The organism is Aeromicrobium yanjiei, assembly GCF_009649075.1.
In the GTDB taxonomy this organism is placed as follows: Bacteria; Actinomycetota; Actinomycetes; order Propionibacteriales; family Nocardioidaceae; genus Aeromicrobium; species Aeromicrobium yanjiei.
In genome coordinates, this window is record NZ_CP045737.1 from 965,265 (window position 1) to 982,126 (window position 16,862).

10 protein-coding genes are annotated in these 16,862 nt (G+C 71.6%); 6 read left to right on the forward strand and 4 right to left on the reverse strand.

Annotated features, from left to right (window positions below):
* Positions 1–61: 61 nt before the first annotated feature.
* Positions 62–928: a DUF559 domain-containing protein gene (locus GEV26_RS04965; protein WP_153652036.1), complete on the reverse strand. Its 867-nt coding sequence runs from the start codon at positions 926–928 to the stop codon at positions 62–64.
* Positions 929–1,086: 158 nt separating this feature from the next.
* Complete coding sequence (locus GEV26_RS04970) at positions 1,087–1,560, reverse strand: MarR family winged helix-turn-helix transcriptional regulator (protein WP_194839966.1); 474 nt, start codon at positions 1,558–1,560, stop codon at positions 1,087–1,089.
* A gap of 98 nt (positions 1,561–1,658) precedes the next feature.
* Here GEV26_RS04970 and GEV26_RS04975 point away from each other — a divergent pair, with 98 nt between their 5' ends.
* Positions 1,659–2,204 (forward strand): YceI family protein, encoded by a 546-nt coding sequence (locus tag GEV26_RS04975; protein ID WP_153652038.1) that lies wholly within the window; start codon positions 1,659–1,661, stop codon positions 2,202–2,204.
* 6 nt (positions 2,205–2,210) lie between these two features.
* On the opposite strand, the gene GEV26_RS04980 is transcribed toward GEV26_RS04975, so the two are convergent.
* Positions 2,211–2,798 carry a TetR/AcrR family transcriptional regulator gene (locus GEV26_RS04980; protein ID WP_153652039.1) on the reverse strand — a complete coding sequence of 196 codons (588 nt, stop codon included), beginning with the start codon at positions 2,796–2,798 and terminating at the stop codon, positions 2,211–2,213.
* Between the two features lie 97 nt (positions 2,799–2,895).
* Here GEV26_RS04980 and GEV26_RS04985 point away from each other — a divergent pair, with 97 nt between their 5' ends.
* From GEV26_RS04985 to acpS, 5 genes are all read left to right on the forward strand, one after another.
* A complete protein-coding gene (locus tag GEV26_RS04985) occupies positions 2,896–4,041 on the forward strand; it encodes an acyl-CoA dehydrogenase family protein (RefSeq protein ID WP_153652040.1) in 1,146 nt (381 codons plus the stop codon).
* A gap of 26 nt (positions 4,042–4,067) precedes the next feature.
* Entirely contained in the window at positions 4,068–5,285 is a 1,218-nt protein-coding gene (locus GEV26_RS04990) for an acetyl-CoA C-acetyltransferase (RefSeq protein WP_153652041.1), read from the forward strand.
* The gene (locus GEV26_RS04995) at positions 5,285–6,037 is read left to right on the forward strand and encodes an SDR family oxidoreductase (protein WP_208431026.1); all 753 of its coding nucleotides are present in this window, start codon (positions 5,285–5,287) and stop codon (positions 6,035–6,037) included. The genes GEV26_RS04990 and GEV26_RS04995 overlap by 1 nt, the downstream gene beginning before the upstream one ends.
* Positions 6,038–6,188: 151 nt before the next feature.
* Positions 6,189–15,191 (forward strand): type I polyketide synthase, encoded by a 9,003-nt coding sequence (locus GEV26_RS05000; protein ID WP_243838931.1) that lies wholly within the window; start codon positions 6,189–6,191, stop codon positions 15,189–15,191.
* Positions 15,188–15,580 carry a holo-ACP synthase AcpS gene (acpS, locus tag GEV26_RS05005; protein ID WP_153652043.1) on the forward strand — a complete coding sequence of 131 codons (393 nt, stop codon included), beginning with the start codon at positions 15,188–15,190 and terminating at the stop codon, positions 15,578–15,580. Before GEV26_RS05000 ends, acpS begins: the two co-directional genes overlap by 4 nt.
* Here acpS and GEV26_RS05010 read toward each other — a convergent pair.
* Complete coding sequence (locus tag GEV26_RS05010; RefSeq protein ID WP_194839968.1) at positions 15,577–16,764, reverse strand: ROK family transcriptional regulator; 1,188 nt, start codon at positions 16,762–16,764, stop codon at positions 15,577–15,579. The two genes, acpS and GEV26_RS05010, sit on opposite strands and share 4 nt — an antisense overlap.
* Positions 16,765–16,862 lie beyond the last annotated feature (98 nt).

Below are 16,862 nucleotides of genomic sequence, written 5' to 3' on the forward strand. Positions count from 1 at the left end.
TTCCTGCCGAATTCGGTGCAAGAGTCCGCAAATCTGGGACGGGGGCGGCTCGGGCGGCGGGTCACATTGCCTGCTGGAGAGCCTGACGTACGCGGATCGCGGCGGACCGCGGATTCCTCATGTCCGCCGCGGTGATGACGATGACCCGCCACCCGGCGGCCTCGAGCTGCTCGCGACGCAAGTGGTCCCACTGGCGCTGCTGGGCGTCTCGCTCGTGCTGCCAGCCGTCGTACTCCACCAGCACCTTCCATCGTCGGAACACCAGGTCGCCCTTCGCGAGCCACCGCCCCTGGTCGTCGAGGATGTCGACGTTGACCTCCGGTTCGGGCAGGCCGATGCAGTGCAGCTCCCAGCGCAGGTGCGACTCCTGCACCGAGGCGACGTCATCGCGGACGAGCGGGGCGATGCGCCGTGCCCGTCTGACCCCGTCGAGATGCGACTCGATGACGTACGCCCGCAGGTCGAGCAGGTCGACCTCGCCGTGGGCGACGAGCCAGTCGCCGGCGGCCAGCAGATCGCGGCTGGACAGCAGGGTTGCGGCGTCGACGAACGTGCGGCGCGGCCCCAGCACCGGCAGCCCGTCGAGCTCGATCGGGTGCAGACGCCCCTGACGGCGGTGCAGCACGATGCCGCGCCGCTCGACCTCCGACCAGGTGCTGATCGAGAAGTGCAACGGAAACGTCCGGCCGAGGTGCAGCCCGCGGAGGCCCAGCGCGGTCGTGTGGCTGGCCGCGGCCCCCGGTGGCAGCACGAGTCGCGCGGCCTCGGCGTGGAGCCGCAGGGTGGGCTCGGTCTCGGCGAGGCGGTAGACCCCCGGCCGGACCATGGCGAAGCGCGGGCCCTGCAGGCTGCGCCGGGTCAGGCCCGCCCTCTCGGCATCGGCGACGGTGAACACGCGACCGCGCAGGGCGGCAGGGATGGCGTACATGGTGCGAGCCTGCGCGGGGGAGGGGAGTCCGCGCAGCCGGGTCTCGCCGAGGTGTGGACCGAGCACACGGCGTTCACCGCCTGTGGACACCCCGATCTGCGGAGGTCTGCACGCTTTTGAGCCGGAATTCCGTGCAGGAGTCCGCAAATCTGGGCGGGTCAGAACTTCTTGCCGTTGAGGTCCTCCAGGACCTTTTGCATGATGCGGCCCATGGCCTCGAGGTCGGCTGCGTCGGCGTTCTCGATCAGATAGCTGTGGACGCCCCGGACGTGGGTGTGCGCGGCGGCCTCGAGGACGCTGAATCCCTGGTCGGTGAGGATCGCCGACACGCCGCGGCCGTCGTTGGAGCACTGGCCACGGCGGACGATGCCCTCGCGCTCGAGTCGGGCGATCGTGTGGGTCACGCGGCTGCGGGAGTGCGACACCGCGTCGGCCAGCTCGGCCATGCGGATCGACCGGTCGGGGGACTCCGAGAGCCGGACGAGGATCTCGTACTCGGGCATGGACAGACCGTGTGCTGCCCGCAGGTCGCGGTCGAGTCGATCCATCAGCACGGTCGTCCCGCCGAGGAACGATCGCCAGATGCGCTGCTGCTCGGTGCTGAGCCACGGGGTCTCGGTCACGGTCTCCATGCCTGCCATCCTATGTCGCGCTGGGACTGGTTGAAAGTTAAACAACGTGCTACAGTCCATCTAGTTGAAGTATCAACTAAAACTTTCGAGGAGACACCATGAGCACCGCCATCGCAGTCACCGCCGGCACCTGGAACCTGGACCCGACCCACACCGAGATCGGCTTCACCGTCCGCCACCTGATGAGCAAGGTCCGCGGCAAGTTCGAGACGTTCGAGGGATCCATCGTCACCGCGGAGAACCCGGCCGACTCGTCGGTCAAGGTCGCGATCGACCTCAGCTCGATCAACACCGGCACCGCCGACCGTGACGCGCACCTGCGCTCCGGTGACTTCTTCGGTGTCGACACCTACCCGACGATGACGTTCACCTCGACCGGTGTCGTCCACAAGGGCGACAACGAGTTCGTGGTGACCGGCGATCTCGCGATCAAGGACGTGACGAAGCCGGTCGAGCTCGAGGTCGAGTTCCTCGGCGAGGGCGGCGACCCGTGGGGCGGTACGCGTGTGGGCGTCGAGGCCACCACGACGATCAGCCGCAAGGAGTTCGGCATCGACTTCAACATCCCCGTGGGCGGCGACACCGTCATGATCGGCGACAAGATCGCGATCAACATCGTCGCCGAGGCCGTCCTCCAGGCCTGAGCCGACCTACGCCGGTTTGGGCCGGACCGCGGTCATCCGCACCGCGAGCTCGGCGTGCAACGCCGCGAGCTCGTCGCCCGAGCGCGAGCCGCCCGGCTCGAACCACCGCACGAGATCGACACCGAGGGACAGCAGCGAGAACGCCGTCCCGGGGATGTCGGTGACATCCAGGACGCCCTGGTCGACCCCGTCGGCCAGGGCGTCCTGCATCGTCCGCTCGATGCTGCGACGCAGGGTCGCGACCTCGGCCCGGTGCTCGGGCGTGAGCGCGTGGTACTCGTACTGCACGATTCGCCCGACCCGGCTGTTGTCGGCGTGCCACAGGCTGAAGTCGTAGACCATCGTCCGCAGCCGCTCGACCGGATCGGCGCTCGAGGCGGCCGCCCGGTTGATCACGCCGAGGGCCGCGCGGTGCCCGTCCAGGCTGACGGTGAAGAGCAGGCTCTCCTTGGAGTCGTGATGGACGTAGACCGCCGCGGGGCTCATGCCGGCGCGGGACGCGATGTCGCGCGTCGTGGTCGCGGCGAAGCCCTTCTCGGCGAACGCCTCGACGGCTGCGTGGATGAGTCGTTCGCGTGCCGTGACGGTCGTCATGTCGCACCTCCTGATGGTTGACAGCATGACGGAGGGCTTGCATGCTAAGCAAGCGCTTAGTTCACATGTCCACCACATTCTCCACCTGAGGGACCCCATGCAGCGGATGATCTTCGACGAGGACCACGACGCCTTCCGCGACTCGTGCGCGGCCTTCGTCGCCAAGCACGTGACGCCCGATCTCGAGACGTACGTGACGGACAAGGCCATCCCGCGCAAGTTCTGGCTGGCCGCGGGTGCCGAGGGCTTCCTCGGCCTGGAGATCCCCGAGGAGCTCGGCGGCTCGGACGCAGGTGACTTCCGCTTCAACGCGGTGTTCGCCGAGGAGCTGTCCAAGCTCAATGCCGCGCTGCCGTCGTGCGTCGCGATCCACACCGACATCGCGGTGCCCTACCTCGTCGACCTCGGGACCGACGAGCAGAAGCAGCGGTGGCTGCCCGGCTGCGCCAGCGGCGAGATCCTCACCGCGATCGGCATGACCGAGCCGGGCGGCGGGTCCGACCTCGCAGCTCTGAAGACCACCGCGGTGCGCGACGGCGACGAGTGGGTCATCAACGGGTCCAAGACGTTCATCACCAACGGCTTCTCGGCCGACCTGGTCCTGACGGCCGTGCGCACCTCGCCCGAGAAGGGTGCCAAGGGCATCACGCTGTTCGGCATCGAGGCGAACGATCCGGGCTTCAGCCGCGGCCGCAAGCTCGACAAGGTCGGCAACGAGGAGGCCGACACGGCCGAGCTGTTCTTCGAGAACGTCCGGCTCGGCGACGACCGCGTCATCGGGGAGGTCGACCGTGGCTTCATCTACATGATGGAGCGCCTGCCGCAGGAGCGGCTCACGTGCTCAGTCGCGAACATCGCGCACGCCAAGCAGATCCTGCTCGAGACCATCCAGTACGCCAAGGACCGGCACGCCTTCAAGCAGCCGATCGGCAGCCTGCAGCACAACAAGTTCCTGCTCGCCGAGCTCGTCACCAAGATCGAGGTCGCCGAGTCGTACGTCGACCAGGCCGTGCTCGCGCACTCGCGGGGCGAGCTCACCGCGATCGACGCCGCGAAGACCAAGTGGTGGTCGTCCGAGGTCCAGAACGACGTCCTCGACCACTGCGTGCAGCTCTACGGCGGCTACGGGTACATGAACGAGTACCGCGTCGCCCGGGCCTGGCGCGATGCCCGCGTGAGCAAGATCTGGGCCGGCTCCAACGAGATCATGAAAGAGCTCATCGGCCGCGACCTCGGCTTCTGAGTCACCCCCACCCGAAAGGCACGACCATGCCCGAAGCAGTCATCGTCTCCACCGCTCGCTCGCCGATCGGCCGCGCCAACAAGGGCTCGCTCAAGGACATGCGTCCTGACGACCTGACCGTCCAGATGGTCCAGGCCGCGCTGGCCAAGGTGCCGGGGCTCGATCCCCGCGACATCACCGACCTGCACCTCGGCGTCGGTCAGCCCGCCGGCGAGGCCGGACACAACCTGGCCCGCGCCGTGGCGGTCCTGTCCGGCTTCGACCACCTGCCCGGCGTGACGGTCAACCGCTACTGCTCGTCGTCGCTGCAGACGACCCGCATGGCGTTCCACGCGATCAGGGCCGGCGAGGGCGATGCGTTCATCTCCGCGGGCGTCGAGACGGTCAGCCGGTTCGCCAACGGCTACGCCGACGGGCCCGGCTCGGAGAACCCGCAGTTCGCGGACGCCGTCGCCCGCACCGCGAAGCGCGCCGAGGGCGGTGCGGACACGTGGACCGATCCCCGCGAGGGGGGCGAGCTGCCCGATCTCTACATCGCGATGGGTCAGACGGCTGAGAACGTCGCCCAGCACCTCGGCATGAGCCGGCAGGAGCAGGACGAGTTCGGCGTGCGCAGCCAGAACCTCGCCGAGAAGGCCATCGCCGACGGCTTCTGGGCCAAGGACATCACCCCGGTCACGCTGCCCGACGGCACGGTCGTGTCGACCGACGACGGACCGCGCGCGGGCGTGACGCTGGAGGCCGTGAGCCAGCTCAAGCCGGTCTTCCGCCCCGACGGCACCGTCACCGCCGGCAACTGCTGCGCGCTCAACGACGGTGCCGCCGCAGTCGTGATCATGAGCGACACCAAGGCCAAGGAGCTCGGCCTGACGCCCCTGGCTCGCATCGTGTCGACCGCCGTCACGGGCCTGTCGCCCGAGATCATGGGCCTCGGACCGGTCGAGGCGATCCCCGCCGCCCTGCGCAATGCGGGCATGGGCATCGACGACATCGACCTGTACGAGATCAACGAGGCGTTCGCGGTGCAGGCCTGGGGCTCGGCCAAGCAGCTCGGCATCCCGATGGACAAGCTCAACGTCAACGGCGGCGCGATCGCTGTCGGTCACCCGTTCGGCATGACGGGCGCGCGCATCACCAGCACCCTCATCAACTCGATGCAGCACCACGACAAGCAGTTCGGCGTCGAGTCGATGTGCGTGGGCGGCGGCATGGGCATGGCGATGGTCCTGGAGCGGCTCTCCTGATGGGACGCTTCGACGGCAAGGTCGCGATCGTCACCGGCGCGAGCCGGGGGATCGGGCTCGCGATCGCCGAGCGGTTCGTCGCCGACGGTGGACGGGTGTGCATCACGGCCCGCAAGCCCCCGGCGCTGGCCGAGGCGGTCGAGCAGCTGGGCGGCCCCGAGCGGGCGATCTTCGTCGCGGGCGCTGCGGACGACGCGGCGCACCAGGACGAGGTCATCGCGACGACGACCGAGGCCTTCGGGCCGGTCGACTTCCTGGTCAACAACACCGGCATCAACCCGGCGTACGGCCGCATGGTCGACATCGACCTCGACGCCGCGGCCAAGATCTTCCAGGTCAACGTGGTCGCGGCGATCGCGTGGGCGCAGAAGGTCTACCGCGCCTCGATGTCCGAGCGGGGCGGGGCGATCGTCAACATCGCGTCGGTCGCGGGCCTGCGCCCGGCGCCCGGCATCGGCACGTACGGGGCGTCCAAGGCGGCGCTGATCCACGTGACGGAGGAGCTCGCGGTCGAGCTGGGCCCCGACATCCGCGTCAACGCGGTCGCACCGGCGGTCGTGAAGACCCGGTTCGCCGAGGCGCTCTACGCGGGACGCGAGGAGGAGGTCTCTGCGCCGTACCCGCTGAAGCGGCTCGGGGTGCCGGACGACATCGGCTCGGTCGTGGCCTTCCTGCTCTCGGAGGACTCGGCCTGGATGACCGGCCAGACGCTCACGATCGACGGCGGCGTCCTGCTGACCGGCGGCGTCTGACCCCTCACACGGGGCGTTCGGGCGGCGGTGACCCAGGTCACGTGAGAAACATGAGGGATTCCTCAACTTAAAGTTGAGGAATCCCTCATGTTTTGCGAGGATGGTGGTACCGACCGTCGATTCAGCGACGGCAGGACCGAGGGATCTCTTTGTGACGACGTTCGACACCGCTCTGGCCGCGACCCACACGAACGAGCGCCGTGGAGCACTCGTCGACCGTCTCGTCGCCGGGACGCCGTACGCGATCGGCTTCGGCGGTCAGGGATCGCCGTGGCTCGAGCCGCTGGCCAGCCTGATCCGCGACTTCGCCCTCGAGGCGGAGCTGGAGTCGCTCGTCGCGCAGGCCGAGGAGCGCCTCAGCCCGGTCGCGGCCGAGCTCGCCCGTGTGGGCGTAGCGTTCAGCCCGCTGGCCTGGGCCGACGTGATCGCGGTCGGCGAGTCCGCCGAGGACGACGACGCACCGCAGCTGCCCGACTCCGCGGTCCTGGACGCGCCCGGTGCGTCGGTGCCCGGCATCCTGCTCGCGCAGCTCGCGGGCATCCGTGCCCTCCACCGGCAGGGCATCGATCCGCAGGTCGTCCCGCCGGCGGCGGTCATCGGCCACTCGCAGGGCCACCTCGCGACCCAGTCGTTCGCCGGCGTCCCGGACGTCGAGCTGCTCGCCGTCGCACGTCTGATGGGGGCCGCGGCGCAGCTGGTCGGGCGTCGTCGGGGACTTCTCGGGCAGACCATGCTCAGCGTCTCCGGCGTGGCACCTGAACGGGTCGACGAGATCCTGGCGGCGCTGCCGTCCTCCCTGCGCGTCGTGTCGCGCCTGCGCAACGGTCGCCGCAGCGTGGTGCTGTCCGGTCCCGCCGAGGGACTGCGCGCCGTCGAGGCACACTTCGCCGACGTCGCCGCCGCCGAGAAGGCCGCTCGCGACCGCAAGGCCACCGGCGGCACGCCGTTCGCCCCCGTGCTGGAGCCCCTCCCGGCCCGGCTCGCGTTCCACCACCCCGATCTCTCCGAGGCGGCCGATCTGGTCTCGACGTGGGCGGCCGCGTGCGGCCTGGACGCCGAGCGGGCCCACGCCCTGACGATGCGCTCGATCGTCGACCCGGTCGACTGGGTCGGCTCGCTCGAGCAGGCCATGGGTGCCGGCGTCTCGTGGATCCTCGACCTCGGCCCGGGCGATCTCGCCGCACGGCTGTCGTCGCGCGAGCTGAGCATCCGCGGCGCCGGCGTCATCGCCACCACGACGCGCCGCGGGCACCGCGAGCTCACGGCAGCCGGCGCGACACCTCGCCTCGCGACCCCGTGGTCCGCGTACGAGCCCACGGTCGTGACCCTGCCCGACGGCACCCTGCACGCGGAGACCCGTTTCACCCGCCTGACCGGCAAGTCGCCGATCCTGCTGGCCGGCATGACCCCGACCACGGTCGACCCGCAGATCGTCGCGGCGGCGGCGAACGCCGGATTCTGGGCCGAGCTCGCGGGCGGCGGCCAGGTCACGGAGGAGATCTTCGCCGAGCACGTCGCACAGCTCGGCGAGCTGCTGACGCCTGGCAGCACGTACCAGTTCAACTCGCTGTTCCTCGACCCGTACCTGTGGAAGCTGCAGCTCGGGCAGAAGCGCCTGGTCCAGCGCGCCCGCGCGGCCGGCTCACCGATCGACGGTGTCGTCGTGACCGCGGGCATCCCCGAGCTCGAGGACGCCGTCGCGCTCGTGGAGGAGCTCCGCGAGGCCGCGATCACGCACGTCGTGTTCAAGCCCGGCACGGTCAAGCAGATCCGCCAGGTCGTCGCGATCGCCAAGGCCGTCGCCCCGACCCCCGTGCACATCCAGATCGAGGGCGGCAAGGCCGGCGGCCACCACTCGTGGGAGGAGCTGGACGACCTCCTCCTCGCGACGTACGGCGACCTGCGCGCACTGGACAACGTCGTGGTCTGCGTCGGCGGCGGCATCGGCACCCCGGAGGTCGCCGCGGCGTACCTCACGGGGGAGTGGGCGCGCCGCCACGGCTACCCGCTCATGCCGATCGACGGCATCCTGGTCGGCACCGCCGCGATGGCGACGCTGGAGGCGACGACGTCCCCGGCCGTCAAGCAGCTGCTCGTCGAGACGCGCGGCACCGACACCTGGGTCGGCGCAGGCTCCGCCAAGGGCGGCATGGCCTCGGGCCGCAGCCAGCTCGGCGCCGACATCCACGAGATCGACAACACCGCGTCGCGCACGGGTCGCCTGCTTGACGAGGTCGCCGGCGACGCCGCCGCGGTCGCCGATCGCCGTGACAAGATCATCGAGGCGCTCGATCGCACCGCCAAGCCCTACTTCGGTGACGTCGCCATCATGACGTACGCGCAGTGGCTGCAGCGCTATCTCGAGCTGTCCGGCACCCCGACCTGGCTCGACGTCACGCTGCGCGACCGGTTCGCGGCGATGCTGCAGCGCGCCGAGGCGCGCCTGCACGAGGCCGACCGCGGCGAGATCCCGACGCTGTTCGGCGACGCCTCCGCGCTGGACGACGGCGCCGCAGCCCTCCGGACCCTGCTGGATGCCTACCCGCACGCGGAAGGCGTCACCCTCCACCCCGCCGACGTGCTGTTCTTCGTCGACCAGTGCCGCACCCCGGGCAAGCCGGTCAACTTCGTGCCCGTGCTGGACCAGGACGTGCGTCGCTGGTGGCGCTCGGACTCGCTGTGGCAGGCACACGACGCCCGCTACGCCGCGGACGAGGTCTGCGTGATCCCCGGGACCGTGTCGGTCGCCGGCATCGACCGGGTCGACGAGCCGGTCGCCGAGCTGCTGCGCCGCTTCGAGGACGCCACGATCGACGGGCTGCTGGCTGCGGGCCGCTCCCCGCAGCGGGTCACCGGTCGCCGGCGCGAGGACGATGCGGGCGACGTGCTGTCGCTCGTGCTGGCCGCGCCCGACTTGGTCTGGGCCGGTCGCACGGTGCGCAACCCCGTCCACAAGCTCGGTGCCGACTGGGTCATCGTCGACGCCCAGCGCGCCGAGCACCCCGAGACCGGGGCTGCCCTCGTCCAGGTCGACGCGCGGACGGCCGAGCTGACCGTCCCGATGACGCGGCCGCTGACGCTGCGCATCACGGTCGACGACTCGGTGCTCACGGGCGCCGCCCCCCAGGTGACCACGGACAGCGCGGTCGAGGCGATGAGCGCGCTCGTCGCCGGAGCGGCCGGTGGCGACGTCCCGCACGTCAGCGCCGGACGCGCGGCGGTCACGGTGGACTGGGACCCCGACCTGGTCGCGGACCACGCCGGGGTGACCGGCGGCGACGTGCCGGTGCACCCCGTGCCCGACGTGCTCGTCGGCCTCGCCTGGCCGTCGGTGTTCGCGGTGCTGGGCGATGCCACCACGGACGGCGTCCCCGTGATCGAGGGCATGCTCGACCTGGTCCACCTCGACCACGCGATCCGCCTCACCGGCTCGCTCCCGACCGGCCCGTCCCGTCTGGGCGTCTCCTCGGTGCTCGACTCGGTCGAGGACACCGACTTCGGCCGGGTCGTGGCCGTCGACGTGACGATCTCCTCGCCCGCCGGTGAGGTCGCCACGCTCCGTGAGCGCTTCGCGATCCGCGGACGCACGGGTGCCGGCCAGCTCGTCGACCCGCCCCGCGCGGGCGGCGCCCTGGGCGACGACGTCCGCGACACCCCCCGCAAGTCGCGCGGCTCGGCGACGCTCGTCGCACCGTCGGACCTGCGGGCGTTCGCGGCCGTGACCGGCGACCACAACCCGATCCACACCAGCGTCGCGGCGGCCCGCCTCGCCGGGCTCGGTGCCCCGATCGTCCACGGCATGTGGATCTCGGCCGCCGCCCAGCAGGTCGTGTCTGACCGGCGCATCACCGGGTGGACCACCCGCTTCCTCGCTCCGCTCGCTCCGGGCGCCCCGGTGTCGGTCTCGGCCGACCGGGTCGGCCTGGACGCCGGCGCCGAGGTCGTCGACGTCACGGTGCGCTCCGGTGGAGACGTCGTGATGTCGGCGACCGCCCGCCTCGAGGCGCCCCGCACCGCGTACGCGTTCCCGGGGCAGGGCATCCAGCACCCCGGCATGGGCATGGCCGCGTACCAGCGGTCCAAGGCCGCGCGTGAGATCTGGGACCGCGCGGACGCCCACACCCGCGAGGCCCTCGGCTTCTCGATCCTCACGGTCGTGCGGGACAACCCCACGACCCTCGTGACCCGCGGGACCACCCACAAGCACCCCGACGGTGTCCTGTTCCTGACCCAGTTCACCCAGGTCGCGATGGCGGTCCTCGGCGCGGCCCAGATGGCCGAGCTGCGTGAGTCCGGGGCGTTCGTCGAGGGATCGATCCTCGCGGGCCACTCGGTGGGCGAGTACAACGCGCTGGCCGCCGTCTCGGGCGTCATCCCGCTCGAGGCCGTCGTCGAGGTCGTCTTCCAGCGCGGCTCGGTCATGCACGCCCTCGTGCCGCGTGACGCCCACGGGCGCAGCGACTACCGCCTCGCGGCGATCCGGCCCTCGCAGATCGGCCTCACCGACGCCGACGTCACGGACTTCGTCAACGGCATCGCCGAGCGCACGGGCGAGTTCCTCCAGATCGTCAACTACAACCTGCGTGACTCGCAGTACGCGATCGCCGGCACGGTCAAGGGCCTCGAGGTGCTCGAGGCCGAGGTCACCCGGCGCCGAGCCGAGTTCGGCGGCAAGGCCGCCTTCATCCTGGTGCCCGGCATCGACGTGCCGTTCCACTCCACGGTGCTGCACAGCGGTGTGCCGGACTTCCGCGACCGCCTGCAGGAGCTCCTGCCCGCGACGATCGACCCGTCGATCCTGACGGGCCGCTACGTCCCCAACCTCGTGCCGCGCCCGTTCACGCTGGACCGTGCATTTCTGCAGGAGATCGCCGATCTCGTGCCGTCCGCGCCTCTGGACGAGGTCCTCGCGGACTACGACGCCTGGGACAGCCGCCCCGGTGAGCTGTGCCGCCTCGTGCTGATCGAGCTGCTGGCCTGGCAGTTCGCCAGCCCCGTGCGCTGGATCGAGACGCAGGACCTGTTCTTCACGCCGATCGAGGACGGCGGCCTCGGTGTCGAGCGCTTCGTCGAGATCGGCGTCGGCCAGTCGCCGACGGTCGCCAACCTGGCCTCGTCGACGCTCAAGCTGCCCGGCCGCATCGGCCCGGCGGTCGAGGTGCTGAACTTCGAGCGCGACAACGCCGCGGTGTTCGCGACCGACGAGGAGCAGATCGTCCACGAGGAGGAGGCTCCGGCCGACTCGGCCCCGGCCGACACCGCCGCTCCCGCCGCGGCGCCCGCGCCTGCGGCGGCGACGTCCAGCGGACCGCGCCCGGCCGACCTCACGTTCGACGCCGCCGACGCGACCACCCTGCTGATCGCGTGGTGGACCAAGATGCGCCTGGACCAGATCGGCGCCGCGGACTCGATCGAGTCGCTGTGCGACGGTGCGTCCTCGCGGCGCAACCAGCTGCTGGTCGACCTCGGCGGCGAGCTCGGGCTCGGCGCGATCGACGGCGCTGCGGACGCCGACCTCCCCACGCTGTCCGCCCAGGTCAAGGGCCTGGCCCGGGGCTACAAGCCCTTCGGTCCGGTGCTCACCGAGGCGTTGGGCGACCACCTCAAGAAGGTGCTCGGCCCCACCGGGCGGCGTCAGGCGGCCGTCGCCGAGCGCGTCACCGACGTGTGGCAGCTCGGCCCCGGCTGGGCCAGCCACGTCCTCGCCGAGCTCGCGATGGCGAGCCGGGAGGGCTCCAGCGTGCGCGGCGGCGAGTTCGGCTCGCTGACGCAGATCGCCTCGGGTGCAGACGTCGACACAGCCGTCGACGCGAGCGTCCAGGCCGTTGCCGCCCGTCACGGCGTCAGCGTCGACCTGCCCTCCAGCGGCGGGGGAGAGGCCACGATCGACGCGGCCGCCCTGGGCGAGTTCACCGCCCAGATCACCGGACCGGACGGCGTCCTCGCCTCATCGGCCCGTCTCGTGCTCGACCAGCTGGGTCTCACCGAGACGCCGGTCGCGGTCGAGCCCGATCAGGCCGACGCGGTCGTCCTGGCCCGGGTGGAGGCAGAGCTCGGCAGCGACTGGGCCAAGCTCACGGCCCCGGCGTTCGACCCGATGAAGGCGGTCCTGCTGGACGACCGGTGGGCCAGCGCTCGCGAGGACCTCGCACGGATCGCGGTCGGCGAGACCGTCGACGCGAGCTTCGTGGGGGCCGGCGCGGTCGTCGCCGCCCAGGCCACCTGGTGGTCCACCCACACCGACGACACCGAGCTGGCGGACCGCTTCCGGCAGATCGCGGCCGACGCGGGCGCGCGCCCGTCGGGTCGCTGGGCCGACGACCTCGCGGTCGTGACCGGCGCCAGCCGCGGCTCGATCGCGGCCGGCATCACCGGCCAGCTGCTCGCGGGCGGGGCGACGGTCGTCGCCACGACCTCGGGCATGGGACCGGACAAGCTCGCCTTCTTCAAGGAGCTCTACCGCACGCATGCGGTGCACGGTGCCGCCCTGTGGGTCGTCCCGGCCAACATGGCCTCCTTCGCCGACGTCGACGCGCTCTCGACCTGGATCAGCTCCGAGCAGACCCAGACCCGCGCGGGCGCCACGACGGTGCTGAAGCCGGCGATGACTCCCACGCTGCTGTTCCCGTTCGCTGCGGGACGCGTCGCAGGCGACCTCACCGACGCGGGCAGCCGCACCGAGGTCGACATGCGGATCCTGCTGTGGTCGGTCGAGCGCCTCATCGGCGCCCTGTCCTCGCACGGGCAGGACCATGACATCGACGCCAAGCTGCACGTGGTCCTGCCGGGCTCGCCCAACCGGGGCATGTTCGGCGGCGACGGCGGCTACGGCGAGGCCAAGTCCGCCCTCGACGCCCTCGTGGCGCGCTGGTCGGCGGAGCGTACGTGGGGCGAGCGCGTCACGCTGGCCCACGCGATCATCGGCTGGGTGCGCGGCACCGGGCTGATGGGTGCCAACGATCCGCTCGTCGACGCGGTCGAGGCCGCCGGCGTCCGCACGTGGACGCCGGACGACATGGCGTCCGCGCTGCTCGAGACCTGCGAGCCCGCGGCTCGTGCGTCCGCGCTGACCGAGCCGATCACGGTCGACCTCACCGGTGGGCTCGGCGGCACGAAGATCGACATGAAGGCCCTGGCCGAGGGCATCGAGGCCCCGGCCGCTCCCGCGAAGGACGACGCCGCGACCATCACGGCGCTCGCCCCGTCGCCGGCGCAGCTCGACCGGGTCGAGCAGCTCGACTGGGCCGACGTCCAGGCGCGTCCCGAGGACCTCGTGGTCATCGTGGGCGCCGGGGAGCTCGGCCCGTACGGCTCGGCACGCACCCGCTTCGAGATGGAGGTCTTCGACCAGCTGTCGGCGGCCGGCGTCCTCGAGCTGGCCTGGTCGACCGGACTGGTCAGCTGGGACGAGCAGGGCGGCGGCTGGTTCGACACCGCGACGCAGGACAAGGTCGACGAGGCCGATCTCGTCGAGCGCTACGAGGACGCGGTCCGCGAGGCGGTCGGCATCCGCCGCTACGTCGACGAGGGCACGATGGTCGACAACTCGGCTCCGCTGCTGACGTCGGTCTACCTCGACAAGGACCTGTCGTTCACGGTCGGCACCGAGTCCGAGGCGCGTGCGTTGCGCGACGCGGACCCCGAGCGGACCACCATCGCGGCCACGGCCGACGGTGACTGGACCGTGACCCGCAAGGCGGGCACCGAGATCCGCGTCCCGCGTCGCATGCAGCTGACCCGCACGGTCGGCGGCCAGATCCCGACGGGCTTCGACCCGACGGTCTGGGGCGTCCCGGCCGAGATGGTCGAGTCCATCGACCGGGTCGCGCTGTGGAACCTCATCTGCACGGTCGACGCCTTCTTGTCCAGCGGCTTCTCACCGTCCGAGCTCATGCGCTGGGTCCACCCCGCGCTCGTGGCCAACACGCAGGGCACCGGCATGGGTGGCATGCAGTCGATGCAGTCGCTCTACCTGGACACGCTGCTGGGCGAGAGCAAGGCCAACGACATCCTGCAGGAGGCGCTGCCCAACGTCATCGCGGCGCACGTCGTGCAGTCCTACGTCGGCTCGTACGGCGCGATGGTCCATCCCGTCGCCGCCTGCGCCACCACGGCCGTCTCGGTCGAGGAGGGCGTCGACAAGATCCGGCTCGGCAAGGCCGAGTTCGCGGTCTCGGGCGGCTTCGACGACCTGAGCGTCGAGGGCATCGTCGGCTTCGCGGACATGTCGGCCACCGCCGACTCGGCCGCGATGCGCGCGAAGGGCATCGAGGACCGCTACTTCAGCCGGGGCAACGATCGTCGCTACGGCGGCTTCGTCGAGTCGCAGGGCGGCGGCACGATCCTGCTGGCGCGCGGCGATGTCGCGGCCCGCATGGGTCTGCCCGTGCTGGGGGTCGTGGCCTACGCCGGATCGTTCGCGGACGGCGTGCACACCTCGATCCCGGCGCCCGGCATCGGCGCCCTGGCGGCAGGTCTCGGCGGACGCGAGTCCGCGCTGGCCCGTGGCCTGGCGACCGTGGGCCTGACCGCCGACGACGTCGCGGTGCTGTCCAAGCACGACACCTCGACCGGGGTCAACGAGCGCAACGAGTCCGAGCTGCACGAGCGGCTCGCCGCAGCGATCGGCCGCAGCGACGGCAACCCGCTGTTCGTGATCTCGCAGAAGTCCCTGACCGGACACTCCAAGGGCGGTGCGGCGGCGTTCCAGATCATCGGGCTCTGCCAGGTGCTGACGGGCGGGGTCGTCCCGCCCAACCGCAGCCTCGACTGCGTCATGGACGAGCTCGCGGAGCACGAGCACCTCGTGTGGCTGCGTGAGCCGCTCGCGACCGGTCAGCTCAAGGCCGGGCTCGTCACGAGCCTCGGCTTCGGTCACGTCGCCGGCCTGCTGGCGATCGTGCACCCACAAGCATTCCTCGCGACCTTGCCGGCCGCGGACCGCGATGCGTACGCCGAGCGTGCGCAGGCCCGTGCCATCGAGGGCCGGATGCGGATCGTCCGGGCGATGTATGGGGGCCCCTCCCTGTACGAGCGCCCGGCGGACCGACGTCTTGGCAGCGAGGGAGTGCGGACCCGGGAGGCTGGAATGCTCCTGGACCCGCAGGCACGACTCGGGGAGGACGGCGCCTACGACGGCGTCGGCTGCCGGTGACGATCGTCGGTGTCGGGGTTGATCTGGTCCACGTTCCCTCATTCGCGGACCAGCTCGACACACCCGGCACCGGCTTCATCGCCGGCTTCCTCCCCGGGGAGCGGAGTGACGCGCGGAGTCATCCCTCCGACGCTGCGCGTCACTTCGCGGCCCGCTGGGCGGCCAAGGAGGCCGTCATCAAGGCCTGGTCCGCGTCGATGTTCGGCCAGGCGCCGGTCATGGACGAGCACGTCCATCACCTGATCGAGCTGGTCTCGGACGCCTGGGGGCGCCCGCGGATCCGCCTGCACGGCGAGGTCGCCAAGCACCTGGCGGGCCATGAGCTCGAGGTCTCCCTCAGCCACGACGGGGACTACGCGATCGCGTACGTCGTGCTCTCGCGGCCCTAGACCAGGACCGGGACCGCGAGGGGCGACCGGGCGATCGCCAGGGCCACCGCGCCCAGCACCTCGGCGCGTGAGCCGAGCTCGCCGGCGATGACGGGGACGAGCGACTCGTCGGAGGGTGGCACCCCGCGCTGCAACGTCTCGACGATCCCGCCCATGAGCGGGGCCCCTGCCGCCGCGGTGCGTCCGCCGATCACGACCAGGTCCGGGTCGAGCATCGTGCAGACCCCCGCCAGCGCGGTCCCGACCGCGCGGCCCGCGTCGGCGACGATGCGCACCGCTCCCGGGTCGCCGGCCCGGCAGGCCTCCAGCACGTCGTCGAGGTCGGGGGTGCGGCCGTCGGCGCGGGTCGGGAGCGCTGCGGCGAGCGCGTCAGCCCCGGCCACGGTCTCGAGGCAGCCCCGGTTGCCGCAGCGGCAGACCCGTCCGCCCGGCGCGACCACGACGTGGCCGAACTCGCCGGCCACCCCCTTGGCCCCGTGATAGGGCCGGCCGTCCAGGAACAGGCCCGCGCCGACGCCCTCGGCGAGCATCACGTAGACGAGGTTGCGCGTGGTCCGCGCGGCGCCGAAGAAGCGCTCGGCGGTCGCGCCGAGGTTGGCGTCGTTGCCCACCTGCACGGGCACGCCGAGCCGCTCGCCCAGCGCCGCGGCCACGTCGATGTCGTGCCAGGTCGTGAGGAGGGCCGGGCCGTGGCGTGGTCGCGTCGGCACGGGCGAGGACACCGCGACACCTGCGCCCAGGAGCCGCTCGCGGGCGAGGCCGGCCTCCGCGAGCAGCTCGTTCGTGGTCTCCTCGACGTAGGTGAGTGCCGCGTCGGCGTGGTGGTCGACGTCGAGGTCCACCAGCACCTCCGCCAGCACGGACCCGGCGAGATCGGCCAGGGCGAGCCGGATGCCGTCGTGACGCAGGTGGATGCCCAGCACGGCCCCGCCGCTCGGCTCCAGCGTCAGGCGCGTGGGGGGACGGCCGGTCTGGTGGGGCGAGGGCCCGCCGACCCGGTCGGTGCCCTCGGCGAGCAGCCCGTCGGCGAGCAGCTCGTTGACCAGGCTGCTGACGGTCGTGCGGGAGAGGCCGGTGGCCCGGACGATGTCGACCCTGCTCGTGGCGCCGCCGGCCTGGACCGCGTGGAGGACGAGCCCGCGGTTGCGCCGACGCAGCGTTTCGAGGGAGCCGGGGGCGTTCACGCGCCTCATGCTACTTCGGTCGGAGCGCGGCCGAAGTATTTCCTTGTTACCCGTGAGTTAATCCTTGACGCGGATTAAGTCACGACCTAGGTTCGGGA